This window comes from Cedecea sp. FDAARGOS_727 (assembly GCF_012273235.1).
Classification (GTDB): Bacteria; Pseudomonadota; Gammaproteobacteria; order Enterobacterales; family Enterobacteriaceae; genus Cedecea; species Cedecea davisae.
In genome coordinates this window covers 1,306,776-1,333,145 of record NZ_CP050966.1, presented here as the reverse complement: position 1 = coordinate 1,333,145, position 26,370 = coordinate 1,306,776, and the positions used below count along the sequence as shown (strand labels likewise).

The 26,370-nt window shown below is 55.2% G+C and carries 25 protein-coding genes; 9 read left to right on the top strand and 16 right to left on the bottom strand.

What is annotated here, in order from left to right; translation table 11 throughout:
• Positions 1-22: 22 nt before the first annotated feature.
• Positions 23-1,360 (bottom strand): hemolysin family protein, encoded by a 1,338-nt coding sequence (locus FOC35_RS06380; RefSeq protein WP_016534652.1) that lies wholly within the window; start codon positions 1,358-1,360, stop codon positions 23-25.
• Between the two features lie 256 nt (positions 1,361-1,616).
• Complete coding sequence (gene msrA / locus FOC35_RS06375; RefSeq protein ID WP_039899083.1) at positions 1,617-2,255, bottom strand: peptide-methionine (S)-S-oxide reductase MsrA; 639 nt, start codon at positions 2,253-2,255, stop codon at positions 1,617-1,619.
• Between the two features lie 213 nt (positions 2,256-2,468).
• On the opposite strand from msrA, the gene tamA reads away from it, so the two are divergent.
• The 5 genes from tamA (at position 2,469) to FOC35_RS06350 (ending at position 9,147) form a co-directional block, all read left to right on the top strand.
• Positions 2,469-4,205: an autotransporter assembly complex protein TamA gene (tamA, locus tag FOC35_RS06370; RefSeq protein ID WP_039897853.1), complete on the top strand. Its 1,737-nt coding sequence runs from the start codon at positions 2,469-2,471 to the stop codon at positions 4,203-4,205.
• Positions 4,202-7,978, top strand: coding sequence for a translocation/assembly module TamB domain-containing protein (locus FOC35_RS06365; protein ID WP_172568470.1), 3,777 nt, complete (start codon positions 4,202-4,204; stop codon positions 7,976-7,978). The genes tamA and FOC35_RS06365 overlap by 4 nt, the downstream gene beginning before the upstream one ends.
• A gap of 2 nt (positions 7,979-7,980) precedes the next feature.
• Positions 7,981-8,325 (top strand): gamma-glutamylcyclotransferase, encoded by a 345-nt coding sequence (locus FOC35_RS06360; RefSeq protein ID WP_039897855.1) that lies wholly within the window; start codon positions 7,981-7,983, stop codon positions 8,323-8,325.
• A gap of 226 nt (positions 8,326-8,551) precedes the next feature.
• Positions 8,552-8,803 carry an AbrB/MazE/SpoVT family DNA-binding domain-containing protein gene (locus FOC35_RS06355; RefSeq protein WP_016534657.1) on the top strand — a complete coding sequence of 84 codons (252 nt, stop codon included), beginning with the start codon at positions 8,552-8,554 and terminating at the stop codon, positions 8,801-8,803.
• Entirely contained in the window at positions 8,797-9,147 is a 351-nt protein-coding gene (locus tag FOC35_RS06350; RefSeq protein WP_016534658.1) for a type II toxin-antitoxin system ChpB family toxin, read from the top strand. The genes FOC35_RS06355 and FOC35_RS06350 overlap by 7 nt, the downstream gene beginning before the upstream one ends.
• A 51-nt stretch (positions 9,148-9,198) precedes the next feature.
• Here the strand turns inward: FOC35_RS06350 and ppa are convergent, their stop codons facing one another.
• Entirely contained in the window at positions 9,199-9,729 is a 531-nt protein-coding gene (gene ppa, locus FOC35_RS06345; RefSeq protein WP_016534659.1) for an inorganic diphosphatase, read from the bottom strand.
• A 283-nt stretch (positions 9,730-10,012) separates the two neighbouring features.
• Here ppa and FOC35_RS06340 point away from each other — a divergent pair, with 283 nt between their 5' ends.
• Positions 10,013-11,566, top strand: a complete 1,554-nt coding sequence (locus tag FOC35_RS06340; RefSeq protein WP_172568469.1) for a methyl-accepting chemotaxis protein — start codon at positions 10,013-10,015, stop codon at positions 11,564-11,566.
• A gap of 51 nt (positions 11,567-11,617) precedes the next feature.
• Here the strand turns inward: FOC35_RS06340 and fbp are convergent, their stop codons facing one another.
• Positions 11,618-12,616 carry a class 1 fructose-bisphosphatase gene (gene fbp, locus FOC35_RS06335; protein WP_016534661.1) on the bottom strand — a complete coding sequence of 333 codons (999 nt, stop codon included), beginning with the start codon at positions 12,614-12,616 and terminating at the stop codon, positions 11,618-11,620.
• Between the two features lie 175 nt (positions 12,617-12,791).
• Between fbp and mpl the strand changes: the two genes are divergently transcribed.
• Complete coding sequence (gene mpl, locus FOC35_RS06330; protein ID WP_016534662.1) at positions 12,792-14,177, top strand: UDP-N-acetylmuramate:L-alanyl-gamma-D-glutamyl-meso-diaminopimelate ligase; 1,386 nt, start codon at positions 12,792-12,794, stop codon at positions 14,175-14,177.
• 54 nt (positions 14,178-14,231) lie between these two features.
• On the opposite strand, the gene FOC35_RS06325 is transcribed toward mpl, so the two are convergent.
• The 11 genes from FOC35_RS06325 to FOC35_RS06275 form a co-directional block, all read right to left on the bottom strand.
• Positions 14,232-14,621, bottom strand: a complete 390-nt coding sequence (locus FOC35_RS06325) for a DUF805 domain-containing protein (protein ID WP_016534663.1) — start codon at positions 14,619-14,621, stop codon at positions 14,232-14,234.
• A 104-nt stretch (positions 14,622-14,725) separates the two neighbouring features.
• Positions 14,726-15,718 (bottom strand): glutathione S-transferase family protein, encoded by a 993-nt coding sequence (locus tag FOC35_RS06320; RefSeq protein ID WP_172568468.1) that lies wholly within the window; start codon positions 15,716-15,718, stop codon positions 14,726-14,728.
• Between the two features lie 74 nt (positions 15,719-15,792).
• Positions 15,793-16,185, bottom strand: a complete 393-nt coding sequence (locus FOC35_RS06315) for a DoxX family protein (protein ID WP_016534665.1) — start codon at positions 16,183-16,185, stop codon at positions 15,793-15,795.
• Positions 16,186-16,401: 216 nt separating this feature from the next.
• Entirely contained in the window at positions 16,402-16,692 is a 291-nt protein-coding gene (locus FOC35_RS06310) for a YqjK-like family protein (protein ID WP_016534666.1), read from the bottom strand.
• The gene (locus tag FOC35_RS06305; protein WP_016534667.1) at positions 16,692-17,087 is read right to left on the bottom strand and encodes a phage holin family protein; all 396 of its coding nucleotides are present in this window, start codon (positions 17,085-17,087) and stop codon (positions 16,692-16,694) included. The genes FOC35_RS06310 and FOC35_RS06305 overlap by 1 nt, the downstream gene beginning before the upstream one ends.
• A gap of 1 nt (position 17,088) precedes the next feature.
• A complete protein-coding gene (locus FOC35_RS06300; protein WP_016534668.1) occupies positions 17,089-17,394 on the bottom strand; it encodes a YqjD family protein in 306 nt (101 codons plus the stop codon).
• A gap of 51 nt (positions 17,395-17,445) precedes the next feature.
• Positions 17,446-17,814, bottom strand: coding sequence for a DUF1090 domain-containing protein (locus FOC35_RS06295; protein WP_039897856.1), 369 nt, complete (start codon positions 17,812-17,814; stop codon positions 17,446-17,448).
• Between the two features lie 176 nt (positions 17,815-17,990).
• Positions 17,991-18,368: an EnvZ/OmpR regulon moderator MzrA gene (mzrA, locus tag FOC35_RS06290; protein ID WP_016534670.1), complete on the bottom strand. Its 378-nt coding sequence runs from the start codon at positions 18,366-18,368 to the stop codon at positions 17,991-17,993.
• Positions 18,369-18,377: 9 nt separating this feature from the next.
• Positions 18,378-19,040 (bottom strand): DedA family general envelope maintenance protein YqjA, encoded by a 663-nt coding sequence (gene yqjA, locus FOC35_RS06285; RefSeq protein WP_016534671.1) that lies wholly within the window; start codon positions 19,038-19,040, stop codon positions 18,378-18,380.
• Positions 19,041-19,360: 320 nt separating this feature from the next.
• On the bottom strand, positions 19,361-20,137 hold the full coding sequence (gene exuR, locus FOC35_RS06280; RefSeq protein ID WP_172568467.1) for a transcriptional regulator ExuR: 777 nt from the start codon (positions 20,135-20,137) through the stop codon (positions 19,361-19,363).
• Between the two features lie 106 nt (positions 20,138-20,243).
• A complete protein-coding gene (locus FOC35_RS06275) occupies positions 20,244-21,545 on the bottom strand; it encodes an MFS transporter (protein WP_039897858.1) in 1,302 nt (433 codons plus the stop codon).
• A 370-nt stretch (positions 21,546-21,915) separates the two neighbouring features.
• On the opposite strand from FOC35_RS06275, the gene uxaC reads away from it, so the two are divergent.
• Positions 21,916-23,328, top strand: a complete 1,413-nt coding sequence (gene uxaC / locus FOC35_RS06270; RefSeq protein WP_016534676.1) for a glucuronate isomerase — start codon at positions 21,916-21,918, stop codon at positions 23,326-23,328.
• A gap of 18 nt (positions 23,329-23,346) precedes the next feature.
• A complete protein-coding gene (locus tag FOC35_RS06265; RefSeq protein WP_172568466.1) occupies positions 23,347-24,834 on the top strand; it encodes a UxaA family hydrolase in 1,488 nt (495 codons plus the stop codon).
• 28 nt (positions 24,835-24,862) lie between these two features.
• Here FOC35_RS06265 and sstT read toward each other — a convergent pair whose 3' ends face one another.
• A complete protein-coding gene (sstT, locus tag FOC35_RS06260) occupies positions 24,863-26,107 on the bottom strand; it encodes a serine/threonine transporter SstT (protein ID WP_172568465.1) in 1,245 nt (414 codons plus the stop codon).
• Positions 26,108-26,370 lie beyond the last annotated feature (263 nt).

Below are 26,370 nucleotides of genomic sequence, written 5' to 3'. Positions count from 1 at the left end.
GCCGTTCGTGTTTCTGAGGAGCTTACTGCTCCTGATTTTCTTCAGCATCGGGCAGCTTTGGCGTCAGCGCCGTTGGCTTGTTATCAATGCGCGTCACCAGCAGCTGGTCGATGCGGTAGTTATCGATATCCACTACCTCGAACTTGTAGCCGGAGAATTTCACCGCATCTGTGCGTTTTGGGATCTTACGCAGCATAAACATCATGAATCCGCCGATGGTTTCGTAGTTGCCGGATTGCGGGAATTCGTCGATATCCAGCACGCGCATCACGTCATCGATAGGCGTCCCGCCTTCAACCAGCCACGAGTTCTCGTCGCGGGCCACAATCTGCTCTTCCATCCCCTGGCCGACCAGGTCGCCCATCAGGGTGGTCATCACGTCGTTCAGGGTGATAATGCCTACCACCAGCGCGTATTCGTTCATGATAACCGCGAAGTCTTCACCGGCGGTTTTGAAGCTTTCCAGCGCCTCGGACAGCGTCAGCGTATCCGGCACAATCAGCGCATTACGCAGATGCACGCCGCTGTTAAGCGCCATGCTTTGGTTGCCCAGCACGCGGTTCAGCAGCTCTTTAGAGTCAACGTAGCCGACAACGTGATCGATATCGCCGTTACACACCAGGAACTTGGAGTGAGGATGCTCGGCGATGGTGGACTTCAGGCTCTGCTCGTCGGCGTGTAAATCGAACCAGATAACGTTTTCGCGTGAGGTCATGGAGGACGGGACGGTACGTGATTCAAGTTCGAACACGTTTTCGATCAATTCGTGCTCCTGCTTACGCAGCACGCCCGCCAGCGCACCGGCTTCAAATACCGCATAAACGTCGTCGGAGGTAATGTCGTCTTTACGCACCATCGGCAGTTTGAAGATGCGGAAGATAACGTTCGCCAGGCCGTTGAAGAACCAGACCAGAGGTCTGAAGATAAACAGACAGAAGCGCATCGGGTTGATGATTCGCAAAGCGACCGTTTCAGGCGAAATCATACCGATGCGTTTCGGGGTAAGGTCTGCAAACAGGATGAACAGGCTGGTGACGAGGGTGAACGAGATAATAAAGCTGAGCTGATCGGCAAGTTCCGGAGACAGGAAGCGTTCCAGCAGCATTTTAAAGGCCGGTGAAAAGGCCGCATCGCCGACGATACCGCCGAGAATAGCTACGGCGTTCAGGCCAATTTGCACCACGGTAAAGAACATGCCCGGCGTTTCCTGCATCTTCAGCACGCGCTGCGCGTTCACATTGCCTTCATCGGCCAGCAGCTTAAGTTTGATTTTACGAGAGGCGGCAAGCGAGATCTCAGAGATTGAGAAGAAGGCACTGATAGCAATAAGAATAAGTATTATCAAAATACTGTTTAACATAATTTATCCGGCTGTTGTGGCCAGATCCTCGGAAGGGAAAAGTTGAAAAATCTAAGGGGTCAAACACAAGAAAAGCTGGCCGATTTTGTGAGCGGGCCAGCAATTTCAACGACTAGTATAGCGTAAGCGGGGGAGGTGTCGCTACTGGCTATAAAAGAGGCACGGCGGAATGGGTCAGTCTACCTGGCTGCAATCCAGCATTATTTTCATTGTGGAATGCAGCCGGGTGGTAAGTTTAGATCGAAAGGCGTAAATATCACGCCTGAGGCGGCAGGCAAACCCCAATACCGCCGATGCCGCAATAGCCCTGCGGATTTTTGTACAAGTACTGCTGGTGGTCGTCTTCCGCGTAATAGAACGGGCCTGCATTAGCAATCTCGGTGGTGACCTGGCGTTTGTCACCGGCGGCGGTCATCGCGGCCTGAAAGCGTTCAAGGCTGGCGCGGGCCGCTTTGTCCTGCTCCGGCGTCAGGGGATAAATAGCGGAGCGATATTGAGTCCCTACGTCGCCGCCCTGGCGCATGCCCTGAGCCGGATCGTGGTTTTCCCAGAACACCTGTAGCAGCTGCTCATAGCTGACGACTTTCGGGTCATACACCACACGCACCGCTTCCGCATGGCCGGTCTGGCCGCTGCAGACTTCACGGTAGGTTGGGTTTGGGGTATAGCCGCCGCTGTAGCCCGCAGCCGTGCTGTAAACGCCGGGAATCTCCCAATACAAACGCTCGACGCCCCAAAAACATCCCATCGCAAACAGGGCGATTTCCATCCCATCTGGTACATTTGTCATAGAGTGTTCATTAACCGCATGAAGCGTGGCGACCGGCATTGGCGTGTTTCGCCCCGGCAGGGCTTCGGACTGAGCAACAGGGTGAGTTTTTTCGAACAAATGCATGGTGTTTTTCTCCGGGAAATCGATAAAAAAGCGAGCGGTTGTCATCAGTCCTGCAATTTCAGACAATACACACAACTTAAAGACTACATTACATATAAGAAAGATTTAGGCTAGTGAGTTATTTTCAACCCTTAATGTTAGGGTTTTGTTAATCCGCGGAGCGGTAATGACGTTTCCTTCCAGGGGTGGGAACAAGGATATTCAGGAGAAAACGTGCCAGCAATCCGTACTTTATGTATTACCAGCCTGTGTGTGGCGAGCACATGGGCCAGCGCAGCGAACGTGCGTTTGCAGGTTGAGGGACTCAGCGGCGAGCTGCAAAAAAACGTACGTGCCCAGCTTTCAACTATCGAAAGTGATGAAGTCACGCCGGATCGCCGTTTCCAGGCGCGCGTGGACGACGCTATTCGTGAAGGGCTAAAAGCCCTGGGCTATTACGAGCCGACAATTGATTTTACCCTTCGTCCGCCTCCTGCAAACGGCGGCAGACAGGTACTGCTCGCGAAAGTAGACGCAGGCCCGCCGGTGTTAATTGGCGGCACTGATGTTATTTTGCGCGGCGGCGCACGTACCGACAAAGACTATCTCGAGCTGCTCACCAAGCGGCCAAAAATCGGCACCGTTCTCGATCACGCCGATTACGACAACTTCAAAAAAGGGCTTTCCAGCGTTGCGCTGCGTAAAGGCTACTTCGACAGTGATTTCCGCAAAAGCCAGCTGGGCGTTTCGCTGGACAGGCACCAGGCGTTCTGGGATATCGACTACGACAGCGGCGAGCGCTACCGCTTTGGCGACGTCACTTTCGAAGGCTCGCAAATTCGCGAAGAGTACCTGCAAAACCTGATCCCGTTTAAGCCGGGTGACTACTACAAGTCGAGCGATCTGGCCGAGCTTAACCGCCGCCTGTCGGCAACCGGCTGGTTTAACTCTGTGGTTGTGGCGCCAGAATTTGAAAAGTCCCGGCAGACCAAAGTGCTGCCTCTGCACGGCGTAGTTTCTCCGCGTACCGAGAACACGATAGAAACCGGTGTGGGTTATTCAACCGACGTAGGCCCACGCCTGAAAGCCAGCTGGAAAAAGCCGTGGATGAACTCGTACGGCCACAGCCTGACGACCAGTACCAGCCTCTCCGGCCCGGAGCAGACGCTGGACTTCAGCTATAAAGTGCCGCTGCTCAAAAGCCCGCTGGAGCAATACTATCTGGTGCAGGGTGGCTTCAAACGCACCGATCTGAACGATACAAAATCTGACTCAACAACCGTGGCGCTTTCCCGCTACTGGGATATGTCGAGCGGCTGGCAGCGCGCGGTTAACCTGCGCTGGAGCCTCGACCACTTTACCCAGGCGGACGTCACCAACACCACGATGCTGCTCTATCCGGGCGTTAGCCTGAACCGTACGCGTTCGCGCGGCGGCCTGATGCCTACGTGGGGTGATTCACAGCGGTATTCGATTGATGTTTCCAACACGACATGGGGTTCAGACGTCGACTTTGGCGTTTTCCAGGCGCAAAACGTCTGGATCCGCTCGCTGTATGAAAAACACCGTTTTGTGGTGCGCGGCAACCTTGGCTGGATAGAAACCAACAACTTCAAGAAAGTCCCGCCGGACCTGCGTTTCTTCGCTGGTGGCGACCGCAGCATTCGCGGCTACAAATACAAATCTATCTCGCCTGAGGACAGCAACGGCAAGCTGACCGGTGCGTCCAAGCTGGCAACCGGCTCGCTGGAATACCAGTACAACGTAACCGGAAAATGGTGGGGCGCGGCGTTTGTTGACTCCGGCGAAGCGGTTAACGACATCAAGCGCAGTAATTTCAAAACCGGCGCGGGCGTCGGGGTTCGCTGGCAGTCTCCCGTTGGGCCAATCAAGCTCGATTTTGCGGTGCCGGTTGGCGATAAAGAAGAGCACGGTTTACAGTTTTACATCGGTTTGGGGCCTGAATTATGAGTCGTTGGAAGAAAATAAGCCTCGCGGTGTTGGCTGTTATTGTCCTGTTGGTTGCGGCGGTAGGTTTCCTGGTCGGCACTACACCGGGCCTGCATTTGCTATTTAAAGGGGCTAACCGCTGGGTGCCGGGGCTGCACATCGCCCAGGTCGATGGCGGCTGGCGCAACCTGACGCTGAAGAACCTGAGCTACGAGCAGCCGGGTGTTGCGGTGCGAGCGGGCGAAGTGCATCTTGCGGTTAAGCTCAACTGCCTGTGGCACAGCAGCCTGTGCGTGAATGACTTCTCGCTAAAAAATGTCGATGTCGCTATCGACAGTAAAAAAATGCCGCCGTCTGCTCCTGTCGAAGAGCAGGACAGCGGCCCGCTCAACCTCTCCACGCCATATCCCATCACCCTCAGCCGCGTGGCGCTGAACAACGTCAACGTTAAAATCGACGACACCACTGTTTCGGTGATGGATTTCTCCAGCGGCCTGAGCTGGGAGCAGCGAAATCTCACGCTGACGCCAACCAGCCTTGAAGGCTTGCTTATTGCCCTGCCGAAAGCCGCGCAGGTGGCAAAAGAAGAAGTGGTGGAGCCGAAGATCCAGAACCCGCAGCCGGACGAAGCACCGCTTGGGGAAACGCTCCAGAAGCTCTTCGAGAAGCCGCTGCTGCCGGAAATGGCAGACGTAAACCTGCCGGTGAATCTGAATATTCAGGAATTCCGCGGCGCGCGCCTGCGCCTGACGGGCGACACCGATTTGATGATTAATTCGCTGTTGCTCAAAGTCAGCAGCATCGACGGCAACCTGAAGCTGGATGCGCTGGACGTGGACTCGTCCCAGGGGCTGGTGAACGCCACCGGAAGCGCCCAGCTGCGGGATAACTGGCCGGTAGACCTGACCCTTAACAGCACGCTGAACATCGACCCGCTGAAAGGCGAAAAGGTGAAGATGAAAGTCGGCGGCGCGCTGCGCGACGAGCTGAAAGTCGGCATTAACCTTTCAGGGCCGGTGGGCATGCAGCTGAATGCTCAGGCGAAGCTTGCGGAGGCCGGACTGCCGCTGAATATCGCGCTGGACAGCAAGCAGCTTGCCTGGCCGCTGAGCGGTGAAAAACAGTACCAGGCGGATGACATCAAGCTGCGCCTGACCGGCAAGATGACCGACTACAAGCTTTCGTTCAGCACCGCCGTGAAGGGCGACCAGGTTCCGCCCGCCACGATAACGCTCGATGGCAAAGGTAACGAGCAGCAGTTTAGCCTCGACAAACTGCGGGTGGCCGCGCTTCAGGGCAATACCGATCTGAAGGCGCTGGTGGACTGGAGCAAAGCGATTAGCTGGCGCGGCGAACTTACCCTCGCAGGAATCAATACCGCGAAGCAGTTCCCGGACTGGCCCGCGAAGCTGGACGGCAATATCAAAACCCGCGGCAGCCTGTACGGCGGCAGCTGGCAGATGGATATTCCCGAGCTGAAGCTCAGCGGAAACGTGAAACAGAACAAAGTGAACGTTCAGGGCGCACTCCAGGGCAACAACTACATGCAGTGGAAAGTGCCAGGCCTGCACATTGAGCTGGGGCGCAACACGGTGGATGTGAAGGGCGAGCTGGGCGAGAAAGATCTCAACCTGGACGCCAACATTAATGCGCCAAACCTGGATAATGCGCTGCCGGGCCTCGGCGGCACGGCGAAAGGCATCATCAAGGTGCGTGGCGATGTGAAAGCGCCGCAGTTGCTGGCTGACCTCACGGCAAATAGCCTGCGCTGGCAGGAACTGACAGTTGCCCGCGTGCTGCTCAAAGGCGACGTGAAGTCGAGTGAGCAAATCGGCGGCAACCTCAACCTGCGCGTAGAGCGCGTTGTTCAGCCCGGCGTGAAGGTCGATTTGGTTACGCTGGATGCGAAAGGCGATGAAAAGCAGCACCAGCTTCAGCTGCGTATTCAGGGCGAACCCGTTTCCGGGCGGCTGAACCTCAGCGGCAGCTTTGACCGCAATGAAGAGCGCTGGCGCGGCAAGCTGACCGATACGCGCTTCGACACGCCGGTTGGCCCGTGGGCGCTGAACCGCGAGCTAACGCTGGACTTCCGAAATAAAGAACAGAAGATTGCGATTGGCCCACACTGCTGGGTTAACCCGAACGCTGAGCTTTGCGTACCGCAAACCATTGACGCCGGAGCTAAAGGCCGCGCGGTGGTGAACCTTAACCGCTTCGACCTGGCGATGCTAAAACCGGTGATGCCGGAAGAGACGCAGGCCAGCGGCGTGTTTACCGGTAAAGCGGATGTGAGCTGGGACAGCGAGTCCGGCGGCCTGCCTCAGGGCCAGGTCACGCTTAGCGGGCGCGGCGTGAAGGTCGCGCAGGTGGTTAACGGAAATACGCTGCCGGTCGCCTTCGATACGCTAAACCTGAACGCGGAACTGAAGAACAATCGTGCCCAACTGGGCTGGTTGATCAAAGTGGCGAACAACGGGCAGTTCGACGGCCAGGTGCAAATAACCGACCCGCAGGGGCGGCGTAACCTGGGCGGCAACGTCAATATTCGTAACTTCTCGCTGGCTATCGCCAACGCTATCTTCTCGCGCGGCGAGAAAGCAGACGGCACGCTGAATGCTAACCTGCGTCTTGGCGGCAACCTTGAACGTCCGCAGATGTTCGGCCAGATGCAGCTCAACGGCGTTGATGTTGAAGGCAACTTTATGCCGTTCGAAATGCAGCCGAGCCAGATTGCAATGAACTTCAACGGCATGAATTCAACGCTGCAAGGCGTGGTGCGAACCAAACAGGGGCAAATAGTCCTCAGCGGCGACGCAGACTGGACACAAATTGACAACTGGCGGGCGCGTATTGCCGCGAAGGGCAGCAAGGTGCGTATCACCGTGCCGCCGATGGTGCGGCTGGACGTTTCCCCGGATATCGAGTTTGTGGCAACCCCGAGCCTGTTCACCCTTAACGGCAATGTTGACGTGCCGTGGGCGCGTATCGTGGTCCACGATGTGCCGGGCAGCGCGGTGGGCGTCTCCAGCGATGAAGTGATGCTGGATAAAGATCTGAAACCGGTGAATCCGAAGTCGGCAAGTATTCCAATCAACAGCAATCTGACGATTCACGTTGGCAATAATGTCCGGCTGGATGCCTTCGGCCTGAAAGCCCGCCTCACCGGCGACCTGAAAATGGTGCAGGATAAGCAGGGGCTGGGTCTGAACGGCCAAATCAGCATTCCGCAGGGGCGCTTCCATGCTTATGGGCAGGATCTTATCGTGCGCAAAGGCGAGCTGCTGTTCTCCGGCCCGCCGGATAACCCGTATCTCAACATTGAGGCAGTGCGTAACCCTGAAGCGACGGAAAACGACGTCACTGCGGGCGTTCGGGTTACCGGGCCTGCCGACGAACCAAAAGCTGAAATCTTCTCTGACCCGGCGATGTCGCAGCAGGAAGCCTTGTCCTACCTGCTTCGCGGCCAGGGATTAGACACTTCCGGCAACGATGGCGACGCGATGACTTCAATGCTTGTGGGTCTGGGGGTTGCACAAAGTGGTCAGGTTGTGGGTAAAATCGGCGAGACGTTTGGCGTAAGCAACCTGGCGCTCGACACCGCAGGGGTAGGAGACTCTTCCCAGGTGGTCGTCAGCGGCTATGTACTGCCGGGTCTTCAGGTTAAATATGGCGTAGGTATTTTTGACTCTCTGGCGACGTTAACGCTGCGTTATCGTCTGATGCCTAAGCTATATCTGGAAGCGGTGTCTGGCGTAGATCAGGCACTAGATCTGCTCTATCAGTTTGAGTTTTAGCAATGCGAATATTTGTTTACGGCAGTTTACGACGCAAACAAGGTAACAGCCACTGGATGACCAACGCCCAGTGGCTGGGCGACCACACGCAGGAAAACTACGTGTTGTATAGCCTTGGGCATTATCCAGGCGCCGTGCCGGGCGATGGCATCGTATCGGGTGAAGTTTACCGGATAGACGCCTCCACACTTTCCGAGCTGGATGCACTGCGCACCAAAGGGGGCGAGTACCGACGCCAGCTGATTCAGACACCTTACGGCGGAGCCTGGATGTACGTTTACCAGCGCCCGGTGGACGGGCTAACGCGCATCGACAGCGGGAACTGGCTGGATCGAGAAAAGTATTAAGCACATCTAAAGCGGCTACCCCAACAGGTAGCCGTTTTTTTATCCCTGCGGCCTTCCATTATTTTGCCATGTTCCTCCGCCGTACATTTTTCCGTGGGAAGCCCATTCCAAAATTAAACTCTGCTCACATTTTGTTCTGTTCATGCGTCTGAATCAGTTTTATAACTGGCGCAGTTTCATGTCGTTGTGTTTATACTTTGTATAACACACCCGACAGGAGAGAGAGATGCGCATCACCATCAAAAAATGGGGGAACAGTGCTGGTATGGTCATTCCCGGTGCATTAATGGATGAGCTAGGGCTTAAGATTGGGCAAAGTATGGAGGCGGAAGTGTTTAACAATCAGCTGATTATGAAACCCGTAAGGAAAAAGTACACTCTGGACGAACTGCTGGCTCTGGGTGACCCATCGGCGCCGAAAGTGTCTGAAGAAGAGATTTGGGGCAAGGATAACCCGGTCGGGAAAGAAGTATGGTGAGACGTGGGGGTTTTGAAAGGGGCGATATCGTTCTCGTGGGGTTCAATCCCGCCGTTGGCCGGGAGCAACAGGGGGAAGGCCGTCCTGCTCTGGTGCTTTCAACCCGGGCATTTAACCAGACGGGCACGGTGCTGGTGGCACCCATCACTCAGGGCGGAAATTACGCAAGGGACGCAGGTTTTGCCGTTTCCCTGAGCGGATGCGGGACGGAGACCTGCGGCGTGGTGCTGGTTAACCAGGCCAGAATGGTCGATCTTGAATGCCGCGGGGCACAAAAACTTGAGGCCGCTCCGCTAGACGTTGTTGAGGAAGTTTTAGCCAGGCTTCAGGCCATCCTCGAATAAACAAAAACACCGCCCGGAGGCGGTGTTTGCTCTTTACTCGCAGGCTGAGAATTACTTCTTAGCGGCGCGTTCAAAAGAGGCGATGATTTCTGCTTTAGCAGCTTCGGCATTGTCCCAGCCGTCAACTTTCACCCATTTGCCTTTTTCGAGGTCTTTGTAGTGCTCGAAGAAGTGAGTGATCTGCGCTTTCAGCAGTTCTGGCAGGTCGTTCACATCTTTAATGTGATCGTACTCTTTGCTCAGTTTGGTGTGCGGAACAGCAACCAGTTTAGCGTCTTCGCCAGACTCGTCGGTCATTTTCAGCACGCCAACAGGGCGGCAACGAATCACGCTGCCTGGCTCCAGCGGGTATGGAGTTGGGACCAGAACGTCTACCGGGTCACCGTCCAGAGACAGGGTGTGGTTGATGTAACCGTAGTTGCACGGGTAGAACATCGCGGTAGACATGAAGCGGTCAACAAACAGCGCGCCGCTATCCTTGTCTACTTCGTATTTGATTGGGTCAGCGTTAGCCGGGATTTCAATAACAACGTAGATATCTTCCGGCAGATCTTTACCCGCTGGAACGTTGAGTAAGCTCATGTCTCTTTCCTTTAAACTGGTGTATTTCAAGTGCCCGATATTATAGCCAACTGCGGTTAAATGTCTTTTGCTGTTTTTCCCCAACGGCCTAAGACGCTAAGCTAAACGGCCCTCCCGCGCGGCCGCCTGCCCGGATAACCGTGCGAACCTGCCTGCGCTAAACTTCATGGCAACAAGCACTTAACGTATGCAAATAACGCAAATTGATTAAACATTTTCCTAAAATTGCCGATAACACGCTCACTACTTTATTCATGAGCCATCGTTAAACCGGGAATTAAGCATGTTGAGAAATTTGTCGATTCGCACGGGGCTGCTGACGCTGTTGGCAGTTATGACGTTCCTGCTGTTGGTTGTTAGCGGCATCGGCATTTATGCCCTGCAGCAAAGTTCCGCTTCTCTTGAGCGCATTAACCGCCTGCAGGGTGAGCAAATGGTGCGCGTTAGCGATGGCTATATTCTGCTGCTGCGCGCCCGTAATGAGGCCGGTCAGTCGGTACGGCAGATGGAAATCGGCATGCTGGATGATGCGACGAAGTCGGCTAAAAATGTGACCGTCGAAGTAGAGCAGGCGCAGAAAAATCTAAAATCTGTTATCGACAGCGGAGTGAGCGACGAGCAGGGCGATGCTCTTCTGGCAAGTCTGGCCAAAAGCTATGCAGCCTATCAGGCTCAGGGGATTGCCCCGATGCTGGCGGCGCTGCAAAAGCAAAGCCCGGACGACTATTACGATCTGCTGGAAAAAAGCCTGATCCCGCTTGGGCAGAAATTTGATACCGACGTGCAGGCGTTTCAGCGCTGGGGTGAAGCCCGCGGCAACAGCGAAGTGGCTGGCGTCCAGCTGCATAAGAAAATCGTGCTTGGCTTTATTATCCTCGCCGCGCTGCTGACTGCCGCCATCATTGTGCTGGTGTGGCTGGCGCTGCGCCATCTGCTGCTTAAGCCGCTGGATGAAGCCATTCACCAGCTGGAGTTTGTCGCCGAAGGTGATTTAACCCAGCCGCTGCCGCAAACCGGCAACAACGAATTTGGCCGCCTTGCCGGAGCGATTGTGGCGATGCGGACCTCTCTGGTGGACTCGGTAAGCCGCGTGCGCGACGCATCATCGCAGATTGATACCGGCAGCCGCGAGCTGGCCGCGGGCAACCTCAACCTCTCCCAGCGTACTGAATCCACCGCGACCTCGCTGGAAGAAACCGCAGCCAGCATGGAGCAAATCACCGCCACCGTGAAGCAAAACGCCGATAACGCCGAGCAGGCCCATAAGCTGGCTAAAGTGGTTTCCGACACAGCCGACCGCGGTAGCGAAATGGTTTGCTACGTGATTGAAAAAATGCGTGATATTTCAGGTAGCGCAGGCCGTATCGCAGATATTCTTAGCGTTATCGACGGCATCGCTTTCCAGACCAATATCCTGGCGCTTAACGCCTCGGTGGAAGCGGCTCGCGCCGGGGAGCAGGGGCGTGGTTTTGCCGTGGTAGCCGGTGAAGTTCGCACTCTGGCAAGCCGTAGCGCCGAAGCGGCCAAAGAGATCCGCACCCTGATTTCTGACTCTCAGACACATGTAGGCGAGGGCAGCGACCTCGCCCAGCAGGCCGGTGAAACAATGGATGAAATCGCCGAAGAAATTATGCGTATGACCAGGCTGGTACGTGAAATTGCCAACGCTTCTAACGAGCAAAGCCACGGAATTGAGCAGGTGAATATTGCCGTGAGCCAGATGGATGAAGCGGCTCAGCAGAACGCGGCGTTAGTGGAAGAGTCTACGGCGGCAACCCGTTCGCTGGAAGAGCAGTCTCAGCAGTTGGTTACGGCGATGGCGTCATTTCGCTATTAAGTGAAGCGCTAAAAACCCTCTCCCCGATGGGAGAGGGTGAGAAGAAAGAAATCAGGCGTCCGGGTATTCGCGAATAAAGCGCTCGACGTCTTCAACCATGTGCTGAGTGCCAACAAAGAACGGGCGGCGCTGGTGCAGGGTGGTTGGGATGATGTCCAGAATACGCTCTTTACCGTCGCTGGCTTTGCCGCCGGCCTGTTCCGCAAGGAACGCCATCGGGTTGCCTTCATACAGCAAACGCAGTTTGCCTTCAGGGTGGCTGGCGGTGCTTGGATAAAGGTAAATCCCGCCTTTCAGCAGGTTACGATGGAAGTCCGCAACCAGAGAGCCAATGTAGCGCGAGGTGTAAGGGCGCTTGCTGGCCGCATCTTCTTCCTGGCAGAATTTGATGTACTTCTTCACGCCGTTCGGGAATTTAATGTAGTTGCCTTCGTTAATGGAGTAGGTGTTGCCTCTCTCCGGGAAGCGCATACGTTCCTGGCTCAGGCAGAATACGCCGAGTGAAGGATCGTAGGTGAAGGCGTGAACGCCGCAGCCGGTGGTGTAAACCAGCATCGTCGAGGAGCCATAAACCACATATCCCGCTGCAACCTGCTTGTTGCCGGGCTGCAGGAAGTCCTCTTCGGTTACCGGAGTGCCTACGGGAGTGATACGGCGGTAGATAGAAAATATGGTGCCAACCGAGACGTTGACATCAATGTTAGAAGAGCCGTCAAGCGGGTCCATCAGCACCACGTATTTGGCCTGCTCCGCGCCCTCGAAGACGACAATGTCATCCTCTTCTTCGGAGGCAATACCTGCCACAATGCCGCGTGCCTTCAGCGCTGCCTTGAGTTTTTCATTCGCAAACAGGTCGAGTTTTTGCTGCTCCTCACCCTGCACGTTTTCGGCACCGCTCGCACCCAGGATATCGACCAGACCGGCCTTATTGATATCGCGGTGGATGATTTTAGCGCCCAGCTTTATCGCCGACAGTAAAGCCGTAAGCTCACCGGTAGCATGAGAAAACTCGTGCTGCTTCTCGACAATAAATTCACCTAACGTTTTCATAACACTTTCCCTGCATCATTATGTTGGATAAAGCGATCGCAACAATCTTAACAAATATTCAAAACATCGCGCACAGGTGAATCGCGCCAGCAAGTTAAGGAATATCCTGAAATGCGTTTCGCCCCGGAGGCCATACGGTTAGAATGTGCGCCAAACAAAGAAAGGATAGTTTCGTATGCGCATTCATATTCTAGGGATCTGTGGCACCTTTATGGGCGGCCTGGCGATGCTGGCTCGCTCTTTAGGGCATGAAGTGACTGGCTCGGACGCCAATGTTTACCCGCCGATGAGTACGCTGCTTGAACAGCAGGGGATCTCGTTAATCGAAGGTTATGACGCCAGCCAGCTCGACCCGCATCCTGACCTGGTGATTATCGGCAACGCGATGACGCGCGGTAATCCTTGTGTTGAAGCGGTGCTGGAGCAGGGCATTCCTTATATGTCCGGCCCGCAGTGGCTGCATGACTTTGTGCTGCGCGACCGCTGGGTGATTGCGGTTGCCGGTACTCACGGTAAAACCACGACGGCCGGAATGGCGACCTGGATTCTGGAAGCCTGCGGTTATAAGCCGGGCTTTGTCATCGGCGGCGTGCCGGGGAACTTCGAGGTTTCTGCTCGCCTGGGCGACAGCTCATTCTTCGTGATTGAAGCCGACGAATATGACTGCGCGTTCTTCGACAAGCGTTCCAAATTCGTGCATTACTGCCCGCGCACGCTAATCCTCAATAACCTTGAGTTCGACCACGCGGATATCTTCGACGATCTGAAAGCCATCCAGAAGCAGTTCCACCATCTGGTGCGCATCGTGCCGGGCCAGGGGAAAATTATCTGGCCGGAAAACGACGCAAACCTGAAGCAAACCCTGGCGATGGGCTGCTGGAGCGAGCAGGAACTGGTTGGCGAGCAGGGCCACTGGCAGGCTAAAAAGCTGACGACCGATGCCTCCCAGTGGGAAGTCTATCTGGACGGCGAGTGCGTAGGCACCGTGAACTGGCAGCTTGTGGGCGAACACAACATGCATAACGGCCTGATGGCGATTGCCGCCGCCCGGCATGTTGGCGTTACGCCAGCAGATGCCGCTCAGGCACTGGGCGGTTTCGTTAACGCACGCCGCCGCCTTGAGCTGCGCGGTGAAGCTAATGGCGTAACCGTTTATGATGATTTTGCTCATCATCCGACGGCAATTCTGGCCACCCTTGCTGCGCTACGCGGTAAAGTTGGCGGAACGGCGCGCATTCTGGCGGTGCTGGAGCCTCGTTCAAACACCATGAAAATGGGCGTCTGCAAAGACGATCTGGCGCCATCTTTGGGGCGTGCAGATGAAGTCTTCCTGCTGCAACCGCAGCATATTCCATGGCAGGTTGCGGAAGTGGCTGAGGCCTGCGTGCAGCCAGCACACTGGAGTGCGGACGTGGATACGCTGGCCGATATGATTGTGAAAACAGCGCAGCCCGGCGACCATATTCTGGTGATGAGCAATGGCGGCTTCGGCGGCATTCATCAGAAGCTGCTGAATGGTCTGGCTAAAAAAGCGGAACTTGCGGACGAGCAGGCTATTTAAGCCAAGCCCGTTTAGCATGCGGTCAAGGGCGTACTTCGGGTACGCCCTTTTTGTTTAAAGCGAGCCAGCCACTTTAAATGTGTCTGTTACCTTAGGATCCACACCGAAGCGGTTAACGCCTGGCGTCCCATTCTGGCAGTTGAACGCCAGAATAATCAGCCATCCAACGACTGGGATCAGCAGCAGCAGCAGCCACCACGCCGAACGATCGGTATCGTGCAGGCGGCGGAACTGTACTGCCCAGAGCGGCAGGAAAACCAGGATGCTGTAAATTGTGGTGAGCGCACCTTCATCTTTATAGATATGAAGTCCAAGCATTCTGTCCAGCACGCTGAGTACGCCAGCCAGAATGAAGTTCACCAGATGGAACATCCAGTACTCTTTGCGGCGTGCACGGCCGCTAAAACCAAGATAATTTCTTAATGCTTTGAAATACCAATCCATTTACGGCCCGCCTTGATTATCCGAAAATCACCCGATAGATAAGCGATCGTTTCAAGAATAGTCGTGAAAATCTGGGCCGTAAATCATTGTTGTGGTGAATATTCTTAACCCCGGCTAAACCGGACATCGCGCCCGTGCGGCTGGTCTAAATCCTGCGCAGGGCCGACGGAAATAACGCCGGTTGGGTTAATCGTTTTATGGCTGCGATAGTAGTGGTTGCGAATATGCGGGAAGCTCACCGTTTCGCTTATCCCCGGCAACTGATAGATGTCGCGCAGGAAGCCGTAAAGATTGGGGTAGTCGCTGATGCGGCGTTTGTCGCACTTGAAGTGGGTGACATACACCGGATCAAAGCGTACCAGCGTCGTCCACAGGCGAATATCCGCCTCGGTCAGCTGGTTACCGGTTAAATAGCGGTGCTGGCCGAGGATTTGCTCAAGGCGTTCCAGAGAGATGAAAAGCTTGTCGACAGCTTCGTCATAGGCTTCCTGCGAAGTGGCGAATCCTGCCTTATACACGCCGTTATTCACCGAGTCGTAGATCCAGCCGTTTAGCTCATCTATCTCACTTCTCAGCGCTTCGGGGTAGTAGTCTCCTGCTCGCGCGCCAAGCGCATCAAACGCCGTGTTGAACATGCGGATGATTTCAGCCGACTCGTTGCTGACGATGGTTTGATTTTTCTTATCCCACAGCACCGGCACCGTAACGCGCCCGGTATAGTTCGGGTCTGCCTGAAGATAGAGCTGATAGAGAAAATCGTGCTGATAAAGAGTGTCGCCGGTTGCGTCCGGGAAGTCTGTGCCAAACGTCCAGCCATTTTGCAGCATCAGCGGGTGTACTACGGAAACAGAGATAAAGGGCTCGAGACCTTTCAGCTTGCGAACCATCAGGGTGCGGTGCGCCCACGGGCAGGCCAGGGAGACATACAGATGATAGCGATCTTTTTCGGCGGCAAAGGCTTTGCCGCCGTCTGGACCGGCGGTGCCGTCTGCTGTCAGCCAGTTGCGGAAGGCGGATTCGGTGCGCTTGAAGCGGCCGCCGGTCGATTTGGTGTCGTACCAGACGTCATGCCAGACGCCGTCGATGAGTTGCCCCATTTTTTTCTCCTCCTCAATAGCAAAAAAGCGAAGACAATGTCTTCGCTTTCTCAGTGTTCATCAGTATAGAACGCTTACCACTTTTTATTCAGTACGCGGTCGAGGCTGATTGCGCCCGGGCCGAAGACGGCCAGCAGCAGGTAACCACCCGCGATGGTGAAGTTCTTCATAAACATGATGGAGTTCGCGCCTTCAGCAAAGTTGCTGTGGAACAGGAACGCCGTCAGCAGAGTAAACAGCGCGGTGATAAGCGCGGTGGTACGGGTCAGGAAACCGAACAGGATAGCCAGACCGCCGCCGAACTCCAGCAGGATAGTCAGCGGCAGCAGTGCGCCCGGCACGCCCATCGCTTCCATGTATTGCTGAGTGCCAGCATAACCGGTGATTTTGCCCCAGCCAGCGGTAATAAACAGGATTGGCATTAAAATACGAGCAACCAGGACGCCAACATCTTCTAATTTTTTCATTTTACTCTCCAGCGGTTCTTTTTTCCGGCGTTCATTGCCAGGACTTAAAGGGGGCGCAAACTCCAGTGATTACCGGTGCTTGCCGTCGATGGAGAGGATAATAGACGGGGTGAAAAAGGATTGTTAGCAAGGAAAACTGTCTAAGTCCTTCAAATATCCTGAGTGAACTAAGCGGCAAAAGTAAAAACACCGCCATCGAGGCGGTGTTTGTGGGGTCTAGCGTGGGTTTTGATTCAGCGCATTGCGGATCATTCGCCAGGCGCTCCAGGCGCCAAAACCTCGCTTCGCCCAGCGCATCAGCAAGCTTGGGTGCCGTACCGACCAGATAGCCAGCACGCTGCTGGCTATCATGGCGTAGCTGCGCAGGCTTAGCAGAGTATTCCAGCCGCGATCGTAAGGGCCGGTCACCTGCAACCAATCCCGCCTTGTGGCGCTGAGGTCGAGACGCTGTTGCTGGATTTGGCTGAGCAGATGCGCCTTACGCTTAGTGCGTTCTGCATCGCTCATTACTTATCCTCTTCCAGCAGGGTCCGGTCGTTTTCCAGCTCGCGCCGGGTATGGCGCAGCAAAGTCGACTGCCGGGATTTTCTCAGCGTCCAGATACCGCCGATCAGCGCCAGAGAGAGCAGCACCACGGTGGTCGCAATCATGGCGTTGAGGCGATACTGCGGATCAACGGCCCAGATAACCAGCACCATCAGGCTCATCAGGCCAAAAGCGGCAAACAGCATCGTCAGGCCGAGCATCAGCAGCAACTGAACGAGATGCGCTTTTTCCTCTTCCAGCTCAACCACGGCAAGGCGCAGGCGGGTTTCAACCATTCCAACCAGAATGGTGACCAGCCGCTGACCAATGCCGAGCACGCTCTTGCCCGGCCCCTGGCTTTGATGAGAATCAGCCATCTTAGCGGCGAGCCAGCAGCACGCCCAGTACGACGCCTACCGCCGCACCAATCCCAACGCCTGTCCACGGGTTCTCGCGAACATAATCGTCAGCTTTTGCCGCGGCTTCACGGGTTTGCTGGGCGATGGCTTCGCTGGTTTCGCCGAGACGAGAGCGGCTCTCTTTCAGCGCTTTTTCTGCTTTGGTGCGCAGCTTATCCAGTTCGGTTTTCGACTTGTCCGTGGAAGCACTCAGGACTTCTTCAAGCGTATCTGCCAGGGATTTCAACTCAGCGCGCAAATGTTCTGACGTAGTATCTTTTGACATAATTCTCTCCGAGTGTTTGAGGTGGATCCTTAAAGTCTGCGACTACCTGTCTCAGTAATCACGCTTCTCTAAAGCTTTCAATTCGTCTTCAGCTTCTGCCAGTTTTTTCTCGCGTTTAGCAATTTTTTCCGGGTCGCCCTTCTGGCGGGCTTCATTGAGATCGGCTCTACGTTCTTCAATTTCTTCTTTTTGATGGGTGATTTTTTTCTGGTGTTCGGCGCGCAGGCTGCTGTCGCTGCAATTTGCGCGCACTTCGCTCAACGCTTTTTTCAGGCCATCAATACGATGCTGGTTATTGTGTTTTTCCGCATAGCCAATCTCGCGTTGAATATCCTGCTCTTTTTCACCGCAAAGCGAAGCGGCCTGAGCGGCAGAAGTCAGGGTGAGTAAAGCAAGAGCCAGTACGGTGCGGTATTTCATGATTTGACCTTCCATTGTAAGACGATGCACAAATTATCGGGTGATAATACCCTATGCGTCGTTCCAGAGTTTCGTTTAAAAGCGCTGATAATGAGCGGTAAAAACAGATAAAGCATAGTCATGAATCAACTAAAAACCCAGAGGGTAATAATAAATTCGGACTCAGAGAAGGGTGATTAACCGAGATGATTGTGGTCAGGGCGCAGGATGGAGAGCCATGCCAGCGCGTCGCTATCGCCGTCCTGCTGGGCCACAACATAGCCCTGCGGCAGCGTACGGTTCAGCACTTCCTTTGCGGCTTCACTCTGTGCGCTGGAATCAAAAGTAACCAGCAGTGTGTTATTCAGCGGCGTAATACTTTTGAAGCGGATGCCGTTGGCGTCGAGATGATGCCAGACGTAAAAACCGTCAGGTATGCTCCCGCCCTGCCGCGAGGCACGTATCTCAAGAGTGGAATCTTTATTCTGCATGCCGGACCACATAACCAGCGCGACCAGCGCCAGCGCACCCACAAGCAGCGCCGCCCGAAGGCGGCCTGTGAAAGCTAATTTCATCGAATCTCTCTAACTGCTTTGACCGCGTTTTTTACGCCAGAGCACAATTAATGAACCTACGAGGCCGATGACAAGGAGCACCACCGGGATAAGCATCAGGCACGACATTAATGCGTCTTCGTATTTCTGGAACACAGGGGTTTTGCCCAGCAAATAGCCCAGCGTGGTGAGAATCAATATCCACAACAGGCCGCTCATCCAGTTAAAGAACTGGAAGCGTGTGCTGCTAAGACCCGATAACCCGGCAATAGTTGGCAGCAGGGTACGAACAAATGCGATAAAACGCCCCACCAGCAGCGCCGACAGGCCGTGCTTATGGAATAACTGGTGTGAGCGCTGGTGGTAGTGCGCAGGCAGATGAGAAAGCCAGTTTTGTACCAGCCTCGTATTTCCCAGCCAGCGCCCCTGAATGTAGCCCAGCCAGCTGCCGAGGCTTGCCGCTATGGTGAGCAGAGCGATAGTTTCCGCAAAGCCCAGAGACCCTTTCGCTATCAGAACGCCAACCAGAACCAGCAGGCTGTCACCGGGCAAAAATGCCGCCGGAAGCAGGCCGTTTTCGAGAAATAAAATCATGAACAGCACAAAGTAGAGCATGCCAACCATCGAGGGGTTAGCGAGCGTTTCAAAATCCTGGCTCCAGAGAGCGGAGAGCAGTTGCGTCAGTAGTTCCATTCAGTGTTCCTGGCACTTCGTTTAGGCCGCCGGTGTAAACGGATGAGCAGAATGCAGCATGGTTTTTATAGTTAGTTGCTGGCTACAATCCACTGCCCCTACTGTGGTGTCGGAATAACATCGTGTGAAACGACAGCCAGAAGGACGGAAACCCGTACAGACGGTGAAATTGCATCTAATTGTAACAAAACTACGCGTTATACGTCACAGTATTTGCAGTTTGTTGAGGAATGATTTTGCTTACTGGCGGGGAGGCTGGCGAGGGTATTTACAAACGCTGACACTATTTATGGTTTGCTTACCCTCGGGCGGAAAAATGACTATTTTTGACCGTTTGCCGCTTTATCAAGATGAACTACCGGATTTTCAGCAAACAAATAGCGGTCTGCGTTGAACTCGAAATCATCGCTGGTGGCGTTAAACAGCACCTGGCGAGTATTTTCCAGATGCTGCCACATGGCCAGTTTAGCCGCAGCAGGGTCTTTGCGAATCAATGCCTTAAGGATTTGGTCATGATCGTCGCACCAGTTATCAACCGGGCGCATATCCATGTGTTCGTGTAATTTTTTCCAGTACGGATTGTAAATGCGGTGGCTCCACATTTTTTCCACGATAGTGGCCAGCGCGCCGTTTTGCGTAGCCAGCGCCACCTGCACATGGAACTGAAGATCCCATTCTGAATCGCGGAAGGTTTGCTCTTTTCTCGCTTTCTCCTGAATCTCCATCAGCTTAACAATGTCCTGCTTGGTCACCTGAGTGGCGGCAAACTCGGCAATATTGCTCTCAATCAGCTGGCGGGCCTGCAAAAGCTCGAAAGGACCATAATTGGCAAATTCAAAGCGCTCGTCCGGCACCGTCATATATTTTGCCTGGCTGGAAATGACGTGGATCCCGGAACCCTTGCGGACTTCAACGTAACCTTCAACCTCCAGCATGATTATCGCCTCGCGCACGACCGTACGGCTGACGTTTTTCTCTTCCGCGATATAGCGCTCCGCAGGCAGTTTTTCTCCGACCTGGTAAACCCCGGACTCGATACGATGTTTAAGTTCAGCGGCCAGCTGCTGATACAGGCGGCGGGGTTCTATGGCGTCCATAAGTTGCTCCAAAAAAGGGCTGCGGCGTGAGTAAATTTGTTATACCACTTTTTCAGATAACGCTCTAGCAAGCTTCGGGATTAAAGCCGCCCGAAGGCGGCTAAGTTTAAGACTGCACGACGGCTTTTGCCGGAACGATTTCGGGCGTCAGCTCACTGGCGGGCTGATTTTTCAGTACCGTCCAGATAACGATAGCGCCCAGCAGGTCGAATACCGCCAGCGCGGCAAACAGCGGGCTAAAGCCCATGGTGTCAGCCAGCGCGCCGACGACCAGGGCAAACAGCGTGCTGGCAGTCCAGGCTGCCATCCCCGTCAGGCCGTTTGCTGTCGCCACCTCGTTGCGCCCGAAAACGTCGGAAGAGAGCGTGATCAACGCGCCGGATAGCGCCTGGTGAGCAAAGCCGCCCACGCACAGCAGGGCAATGGCGACGTAAGGGCTGGTAAACAGGCCGATGGTGCCGGGGCCAATCATCAGCACCGCGCCCATGGTAACCACCAGCTTGCGGGAAACAATCAGGTTAACGCCAAACCAGCGCTGGAACAGCGGGGGCAGGTAACCGCCAAGAATGCAGCCGAAGTCGGCAAACAGCATCGGCATCCAGGCAAACATCGCGATTTCTTTCAGGTTAAAGCCGTAGGCCTTGAACATAAACAGCGGGATCCATGCGTTAAAGGTGCCCCAGGCCGGTTCCGCAAGAAAGCGCGGCAGAGCAATGCCCCAGAACTGGCGGTTACGCAGGATCTTCCAGGCCGACATTTTTTTGGTGTTATCGGTCTGATGATGAGCTTCCTGGCCGCTGATAATGTATTCGCGCTCTTCGCTGCTGAGTTTCTTCTGGTCGCGGGGGTTTTTATAGAACCAGAGCCAAACCATCGCCCAGATAAAACTCAGGACGCCCGTCACGATAAACGCCATCTGCCAGCTGTGCATGACTATTGCCCAGACCACCAGCGGCGGAGCTATCATCGCGCCGATTGAGGAGCCAACGTTGAAATAGCCCACCGCAATGGAACGCTCTTTTGCCGGGAACCATTCGCTGCTGGCCTTAAGCCCCGCAGGGATCATCGCCGCTTCGGCCGCACCAACCGCGCCGCGGGCAAGCGCCAGCCCGCCCCAGCTGCCCGCCAGCGCGGTGGCGGCACAGAAAACGGCCCATACTACGGCGAAGACCGCGTAGCCTATTTTGGTGCCCAACACGTCCAGCACATATCCCGCAACCGGCTGCATCACGGTGTAGCAGGCGGAATAGGCGGCAATTATCCACGAATATTGCTGGGTGGTGATATGCAGCTCGCTCATCAGCGTGGGTGCCGCAACGGCGACCGTATTGCGGGTCAGATAGCCCAGCACGGTGCCTAGGGTCACCAGCGCTATCATGTACCAGCGTAAACCTTTTATCTTTCGCATTTCTAACCCCATCCCGTCTTCATTTGAACGTTTTCAGGTAAACCGGCATCCATTGTTATTTTTGTCACCCAGGCCTGCGGCTGGCTTTCCATAGCAAGAGGGACATCGACGGCTGAAAGATAACTTGTCATACATCTTTATAAGTTGAGTGATATCACAAAAGCTTTTTCCGGAAGAACGGCGTGATAAAGCGCCTTTGCGGCCAGATCTGATGCGGGTTGTAGCGGGGTTTGGGGCCGTTTGTGGCGAATTAATCTGCTGTTTTTGTGAGCTTATACGCAAAAATCAGGTCGTTGCTGAAAAATTGGTGTGATAACTTTACTCCATCATGCACAAGCATAGAATCGTTATTTGCAGAGGACGCCCGACCATGGCCCAGTTTATGACTGAAGATTTTCTTCTTGATACCGAATTCGCCCGCCGTCTTTATCACGACTACGCAAAACAGCAGCCGATTTTTGATTACCATTGCCACCTGCCGCCGCAGCAAATCGCCGACAACTATCGCTTTAAAAACCTGTATGACATCTGGCTGAAGGGCGATCACTACAAATGGCGCGCGATGCGTACCAACGGCGTTGCGGAAAGGCTGTGTACCGGGGATGCGAGCGACCGCGAAAAGTTTGACGCCTGGGCCGCCACCGTACCGCATACTCTCGGCAACCCGCTCTATCACTGGACGCACCTCGAGCTGCGCCGCCCGTTCGGCATCACCGGGAAGCTATTCTCCCCGGCAACGGCGGATGAAATCTGGCACCAGGGCAACGACCTGCTGGCGCAGGACTCCTTCAGCGCTCGCGGCATCATGAAGCAGATGAACGTGAAAATGGTCGGCACCACTGACGATCCGGTTGATTCTCTCGAGCACCATGCCGCCGTGGCAAAAGATGCCGATTTTGACGTCAAAGTGCTGCCGAGCTGGCGTCCGGACCGGGCATTTAACATTGAACAGGCGACCTTTGCGGAATACATCTCAAAACTGGCCGCCGTTTCTGATACCGATATTCGCCGCTTCGGCGATCTTCAGGCTGCCTTAAGCAAGCGGCTGGATCACTTTGCCGCGCACGGCTGTAAAGTTGCCGACCATGCGCTGGACGTCGTGCTGTTCGCCGAGGCCGATGAAGCCACGCTGGACGCTATTCTGGCCCGTCGCCTGGCGGGCGCTCTGCTCAATGAAACCGAAGTTGCACAGTTTAAAACCGCCGTGCTGTCCTGGCTGGGAACCGAGTACGCGCGCCGTGGCTGGGTACAGCAGTACCACATCGGTGCGCTGCGCAATAATAACCAGCGCCAGTTCAAGCTGCTGGGGGCGGACGTGGGCTTCGACTCAATCAACGACAGGCCGCTGGCCGAGCCGCTGTCAAAACTGTTGAGTAAGCAAAACGAAGAGAACCTGCTGCCGAAAACCATTCTCTACTGCCTGAACCCGCGCGATAACGAAGTGCTGGGCACGATGATCGGTAATTTCCAGGGCGAAGGGATGCCGGGCAAGATGCAGTTTGGCTCAGGCTGGTGGTTTAACGATCAAAAAGACGGCATGGAGCGGCAGATGACCCAGCTTGCCCAGCTCGGCCTGCTCAGCCGCTTCGTCGGTATGCTCACCGACAGCCGCAGCTTCCTCTCCTACACCCGCCATGAATATTTCCGCCGGATTTTATGCCGCATGCTTGGCCACTGGGTGCAGGCGGGCGAAGTGCCGCAAGATCTACCGCTGCTGGGCGAGATGGTAAAAAACATCTGCTTTAACAACGCCCGTGACTATTTTGCCATTGAGCTGAATTAACTCGCGACCGAGGCCGATATGCGATACATCCAGATCCACCCCCGGGACAATGTTGCCGTCGCGCTGGTAGACCTGCCGGAGGGAGAGGCGATAACGCTCGGGCAGAGTGAATTTTCGCTGCCCCAGCCGGTAGCTCGTGGGCACAAATTTGCCCTTCGGGCGCTCGCCGCCGATGAAAACGTTGTGAAGTATGGCCTGCCGATAGGCCATGCTCTGTCTGCGATCGCCGTCGGCGAGCATCTGCATTCGCATAACCTGCGGACCAATCTTAACGACGTAGATGAGTATCGCTATCAGCCCGAATTTGCCTCTGCGGGCAAACGGACGAGCGATCGCGAAGTTAATCTTTATCGCCGGGATAACGGCGCGGTGGGCGTGCGCAATGAGCTATGGATCCTGCCAACCGTCGGCTGCGTAAACGCCATAGCGCGCCAGATGCTGAACCGCTTTTTGAAGCAGACCAACGACGCGGAAGGCATTGACGGAGCGTATCTGTTCAGCCACCAGTTCGGCTGTTCCCAGCTGGGAGACGATCACCTCAACACCCGTACCATGCTGCAAAACATGGTGCATCATCCCAATGCCGGAGCGGTGCTGGTGGTGGGGCTTGGGTGTGAAAACAATCAGATAGCCGCCTTTTGCGAAACGCTGGGCGAGTATGACCCCAGCCGCGTGCGTTTTATGGCTTTGCAGCAGCAGGATAATGAAGTTGAGGCGGGGCTGGAGCATCTTCACGCCCTGTATCAGGTTATGCGCCACGACACCCGCCAGCCAGGCCGGCTCAGCGAGCTGAAGTTCGGCCTTGAATGCGGCGGCTCCGATGGCCTTTCCGGCATTACGGCCAACCCAATGCTGGGCCTCTTTTCCGACTATGTTGTGGCGAACGGCGGCACCACGGTGCTGACGGAAGTGCCGGAAATGTTTGGCGCAGAACGCATTCTGATGAGCCACTGTCGCGATGAAGAAACGTTTGAGAAAACCGTCGCCATGGTTAACGACTTCAAACGCTATTTTATCGAGCATCACCAGCCGATTTACGAAAACCCTTCTCCGGGAAACAAGGCGGGCGGCATCACCACGCTGGAAGAGAAATCCCTCGGCTGCACGCAGAAAGCCGGAGGCAGCCAGGTTGTTGACGTGCTGCGCTACGGAGAGCGGCTAAAAGAGGCCGGGCTGAACTTGCTTAGCGCGCCCGGAAATGATGCGGTAGCGACCAGCGCGTTGGCCGGAGCGGGCTGCCATATGGTGCTGTTCAGCACCGGGCGCGGCACGCCTTATGGCGGCTTTGTACCCACGTTGAAAATCGCCACTAACAGCGAGCTGGCGGAGAAAAAACCGCACTGGATTGATTTTGACGCCGGGCGCCTGCTGCATGGCAGCACCATGCCTGAGCTGCTGGAGCAGTTTATTGATGTGATTGTTCGCACGGTAAACGGGGAAAGCACCTGCAACGAGAAAAACGACTTCCGGGAGCTGGCGCTGTTTAAGAGTGGCGTAACGCTTTAGCTCCCCGCCGGCGGCGGGGAGGAAAAAACTATCCTCGCAGCGGATCGCTCTTCGCAAGACGAGCATCCTCCGCCTGGCAAACGGCGGCGGTAAAGATAACGTCGGTCGAAGAGTTAAGCGCGGTTTCGCAAGAATCCTGAAGCACGCCGATAATAAAGCCCACGGCAACCACCTGCATGGCAATCTCATTCGGGATGCCGAACATACCGCAGGCCAGAGGGATCAGCAGCAGCGATCCACCCGCCACGCCAGAAGCTCCGCAGGCGCACAGCGAAGCCACTACGCTTAGCAGCAGCGCGGTAGGCAAATCGACCGGTACGCCCAGGGTATGCACCGCAGCCAGCGTCAGCACGGTGATGGTGATAGCCGCCCCGGCCATATTGATGGTTGCCCCCAGAGGAATCGAAACCGAGTAGGTATCGCGGTCGAGATTCATTTTCTGGCACATGCTCATATTCACCGGAATATTCGCCGCCGAGCTGCGGGTAAAGAATGCGGTAACGCCGCTCTCGCGCAGGCAGGCCAGTACCAGCGGGTAAGGATTGCGGCGGGTGGTGATAAATACCAGCAGCGGATTAATTATCAGCGCCACGCCGAACATACAGCCGAGCAGTACCAGCAGCAATTGCGCATAACTCCACAGCGTGGAAAAGCCGGTTGTCGCGAGCGTTGAAGCCACCAGCCCAAAGATCCCAATCGGCGCAAAGCGGATAACCACCTTTACGATGAAGGTCACCGCGTCGGAAAGATCGTTAACCAGATTTTTGGTGGTTTCATTACCGTGGCGCAGGGCAAAGCCCAGCCCGACGGCCCAAACCAGAATGCCGATGTAGTTGGCGTTTAACAGAGCATCTATCGGGTTAGAAATAATGCTCATCAGCAGGCCATGAATAACCGCCACAATACCGGAAGGCGGCGTAATATCGGTCGCGCCGGTGGTCAGATGCAGTGTGGAAGGGAACATAAAACTGACCACAACCGCCGTTAACGCAGCGGAAAAAGTCCCCAGTAAATAGAGCACCAGAATCGGGCGAATGTTGGTTTTCTGGCCGTGCTGATGGTTGGCAATAGAAGCGATGACCAGCGTCAGTACCAGCACCGGCGCTACTGCTTTAAGTGCGCCAACAAACAGCGTGCCGAGCAGGCCGGTGGCGGTAGCCGCCGGTTCAGAGATAAGCGCCAGCGCGATGCCGAGCACCAGGCCTATCAGAATTTGTTTAACCAGGCTGCCGCGCGCAAAGCGCTGCAATAATCCAGAAGCTTGCGGATCCATGAATACCTTCCTGTATATCAGTGATGTCGTTGCGTACCGCGTGCGTAGTGGGCTACGTCTGAGCGGATGTAAGAAAATGTGTTTGCCCGCTGAGTATAAGGAAAATGGCCGAAGGACAAAGCAATTCGCGCTGGAATTGCGCTCAGCGTTAGATTTTGCAACTGATCATTAACATCTGTGTGACATAAACGGCAGTTCGGACTTTTAGCGATTTGCCAGAATGACAAAGGGGCATTACGCCCCTTTAAAGTGAATTGAACCCG

Bases quoted from the DNA above. Each gene is read 5' to 3' on its own strand.
- mpl (WP_016534662.1), top strand. From the start codon at position 12,792: ATGCGCATTCATATTCTAGGGATCTGTGGCACCTTTATGGGCGGCCTG.
- FOC35_RS06355 (WP_016534657.1), top strand. From the start codon at position 8,552: ATGCGCATCACCATCAAAAAATGGGGGAACAGTGCTGGTATGGTCATT.
- FOC35_RS06315 (WP_016534665.1), bottom strand. From the start codon at position 16,185: ATGAAAAAATTAGAAGATGTTGGCGTCCTGGTTGCTCGTATTTTAATG.
- FOC35_RS06300 (WP_016534668.1), bottom strand. From the start codon at position 17,394: ATGTCAAAAGATACTACGTCAGAACATTTGCGCGCTGAGTTGAAATCC.
- exuR (WP_172568467.1), bottom strand. From the start codon at position 20,137: ATGGACGCCATAGAACCCCGCCGCCTGTATCAGCAGCTGGCCGCTGAA.
- FOC35_RS06360 (WP_039897855.1), top strand. From the start codon at position 7,981: ATGCGAATATTTGTTTACGGCAGTTTACGACGCAAACAAGGTAACAGC.
- FOC35_RS06275 (WP_039897858.1), bottom strand. From the start codon at position 21,545: ATGCGAAAGATAAAAGGTTTACGCTGGTACATGATAGCGCTGGTGACC.
- ppa (WP_016534659.1), bottom strand. From the start codon at position 9,729: ATGAGCTTACTCAACGTTCCAGCGGGTAAAGATCTGCCGGAAGATATC.
- FOC35_RS06380 (WP_016534652.1), bottom strand. From the start codon at position 1,360: ATGTTAAACAGTATTTTGATAATACTTATTCTTATTGCTATCAGTGCC.
- sstT (WP_172568465.1), bottom strand. From the start codon at position 26,107: ATGGATCCGCAAGCTTCTGGATTATTGCAGCGCTTTGCGCGCGGCAGC.
- msrA (WP_039899083.1), bottom strand. From the start codon at position 2,255: ATGCATTTGTTCGAAAAAACTCACCCTGTTGCTCAGTCCGAAGCCCTG.
- FOC35_RS06340 (WP_172568469.1), top strand. From the start codon at position 10,013: ATGTTGAGAAATTTGTCGATTCGCACGGGGCTGCTGACGCTGTTGGCA.
- FOC35_RS06325 (WP_016534663.1), bottom strand. From the start codon at position 14,621: ATGGATTGGTATTTCAAAGCATTAAGAAATTATCTTGGTTTTAGCGGC.
- FOC35_RS06265 (WP_172568466.1), top strand. From the start codon at position 23,347: ATGCGATACATCCAGATCCACCCCCGGGACAATGTTGCCGTCGCGCTG.
- FOC35_RS06350 (WP_016534658.1), top strand. From the start codon at position 8,797: ATGGTGAGACGTGGGGGTTTTGAAAGGGGCGATATCGTTCTCGTGGGG.
- uxaC (WP_016534676.1), top strand. From the start codon at position 21,916: ATGGCCCAGTTTATGACTGAAGATTTTCTTCTTGATACCGAATTCGCC.
- yqjA (WP_016534671.1), bottom strand. From the start codon at position 19,040: ATGGAACTACTGACGCAACTGCTCTCCGCTCTCTGGAGCCAGGATTTT.
- FOC35_RS06310 (WP_016534666.1), bottom strand. From the start codon at position 16,692: ATGAGCGATGCAGAACGCACTAAGCGTAAGGCGCATCTGCTCAGCCAA.
- FOC35_RS06320 (WP_172568468.1), bottom strand. From the start codon at position 15,718: ATGGGGCAACTCATCGACGGCGTCTGGCATGACGTCTGGTACGACACC.
- FOC35_RS06365 (WP_172568470.1), top strand. From the start codon at position 4,202: ATGAGTCGTTGGAAGAAAATAAGCCTCGCGGTGTTGGCTGTTATTGTC.
- mzrA (WP_016534670.1), bottom strand. From the start codon at position 18,368: ATGAAATTAGCTTTCACAGGCCGCCTTCGGGCGGCGCTGCTTGTGGGT.
- FOC35_RS06295 (WP_039897856.1), bottom strand. From the start codon at position 17,814: ATGAAATACCGCACCGTACTGGCTCTTGCTTTACTCACCCTGACTTCT.
- fbp (WP_016534661.1), bottom strand. From the start codon at position 12,616: ATGAAAACGTTAGGTGAATTTATTGTCGAGAAGCAGCACGAGTTTTCT.
- FOC35_RS06305 (WP_016534667.1), bottom strand. From the start codon at position 17,087: ATGGCTGATTCTCATCAAAGCCAGGGGCCGGGCAAGAGCGTGCTCGGC.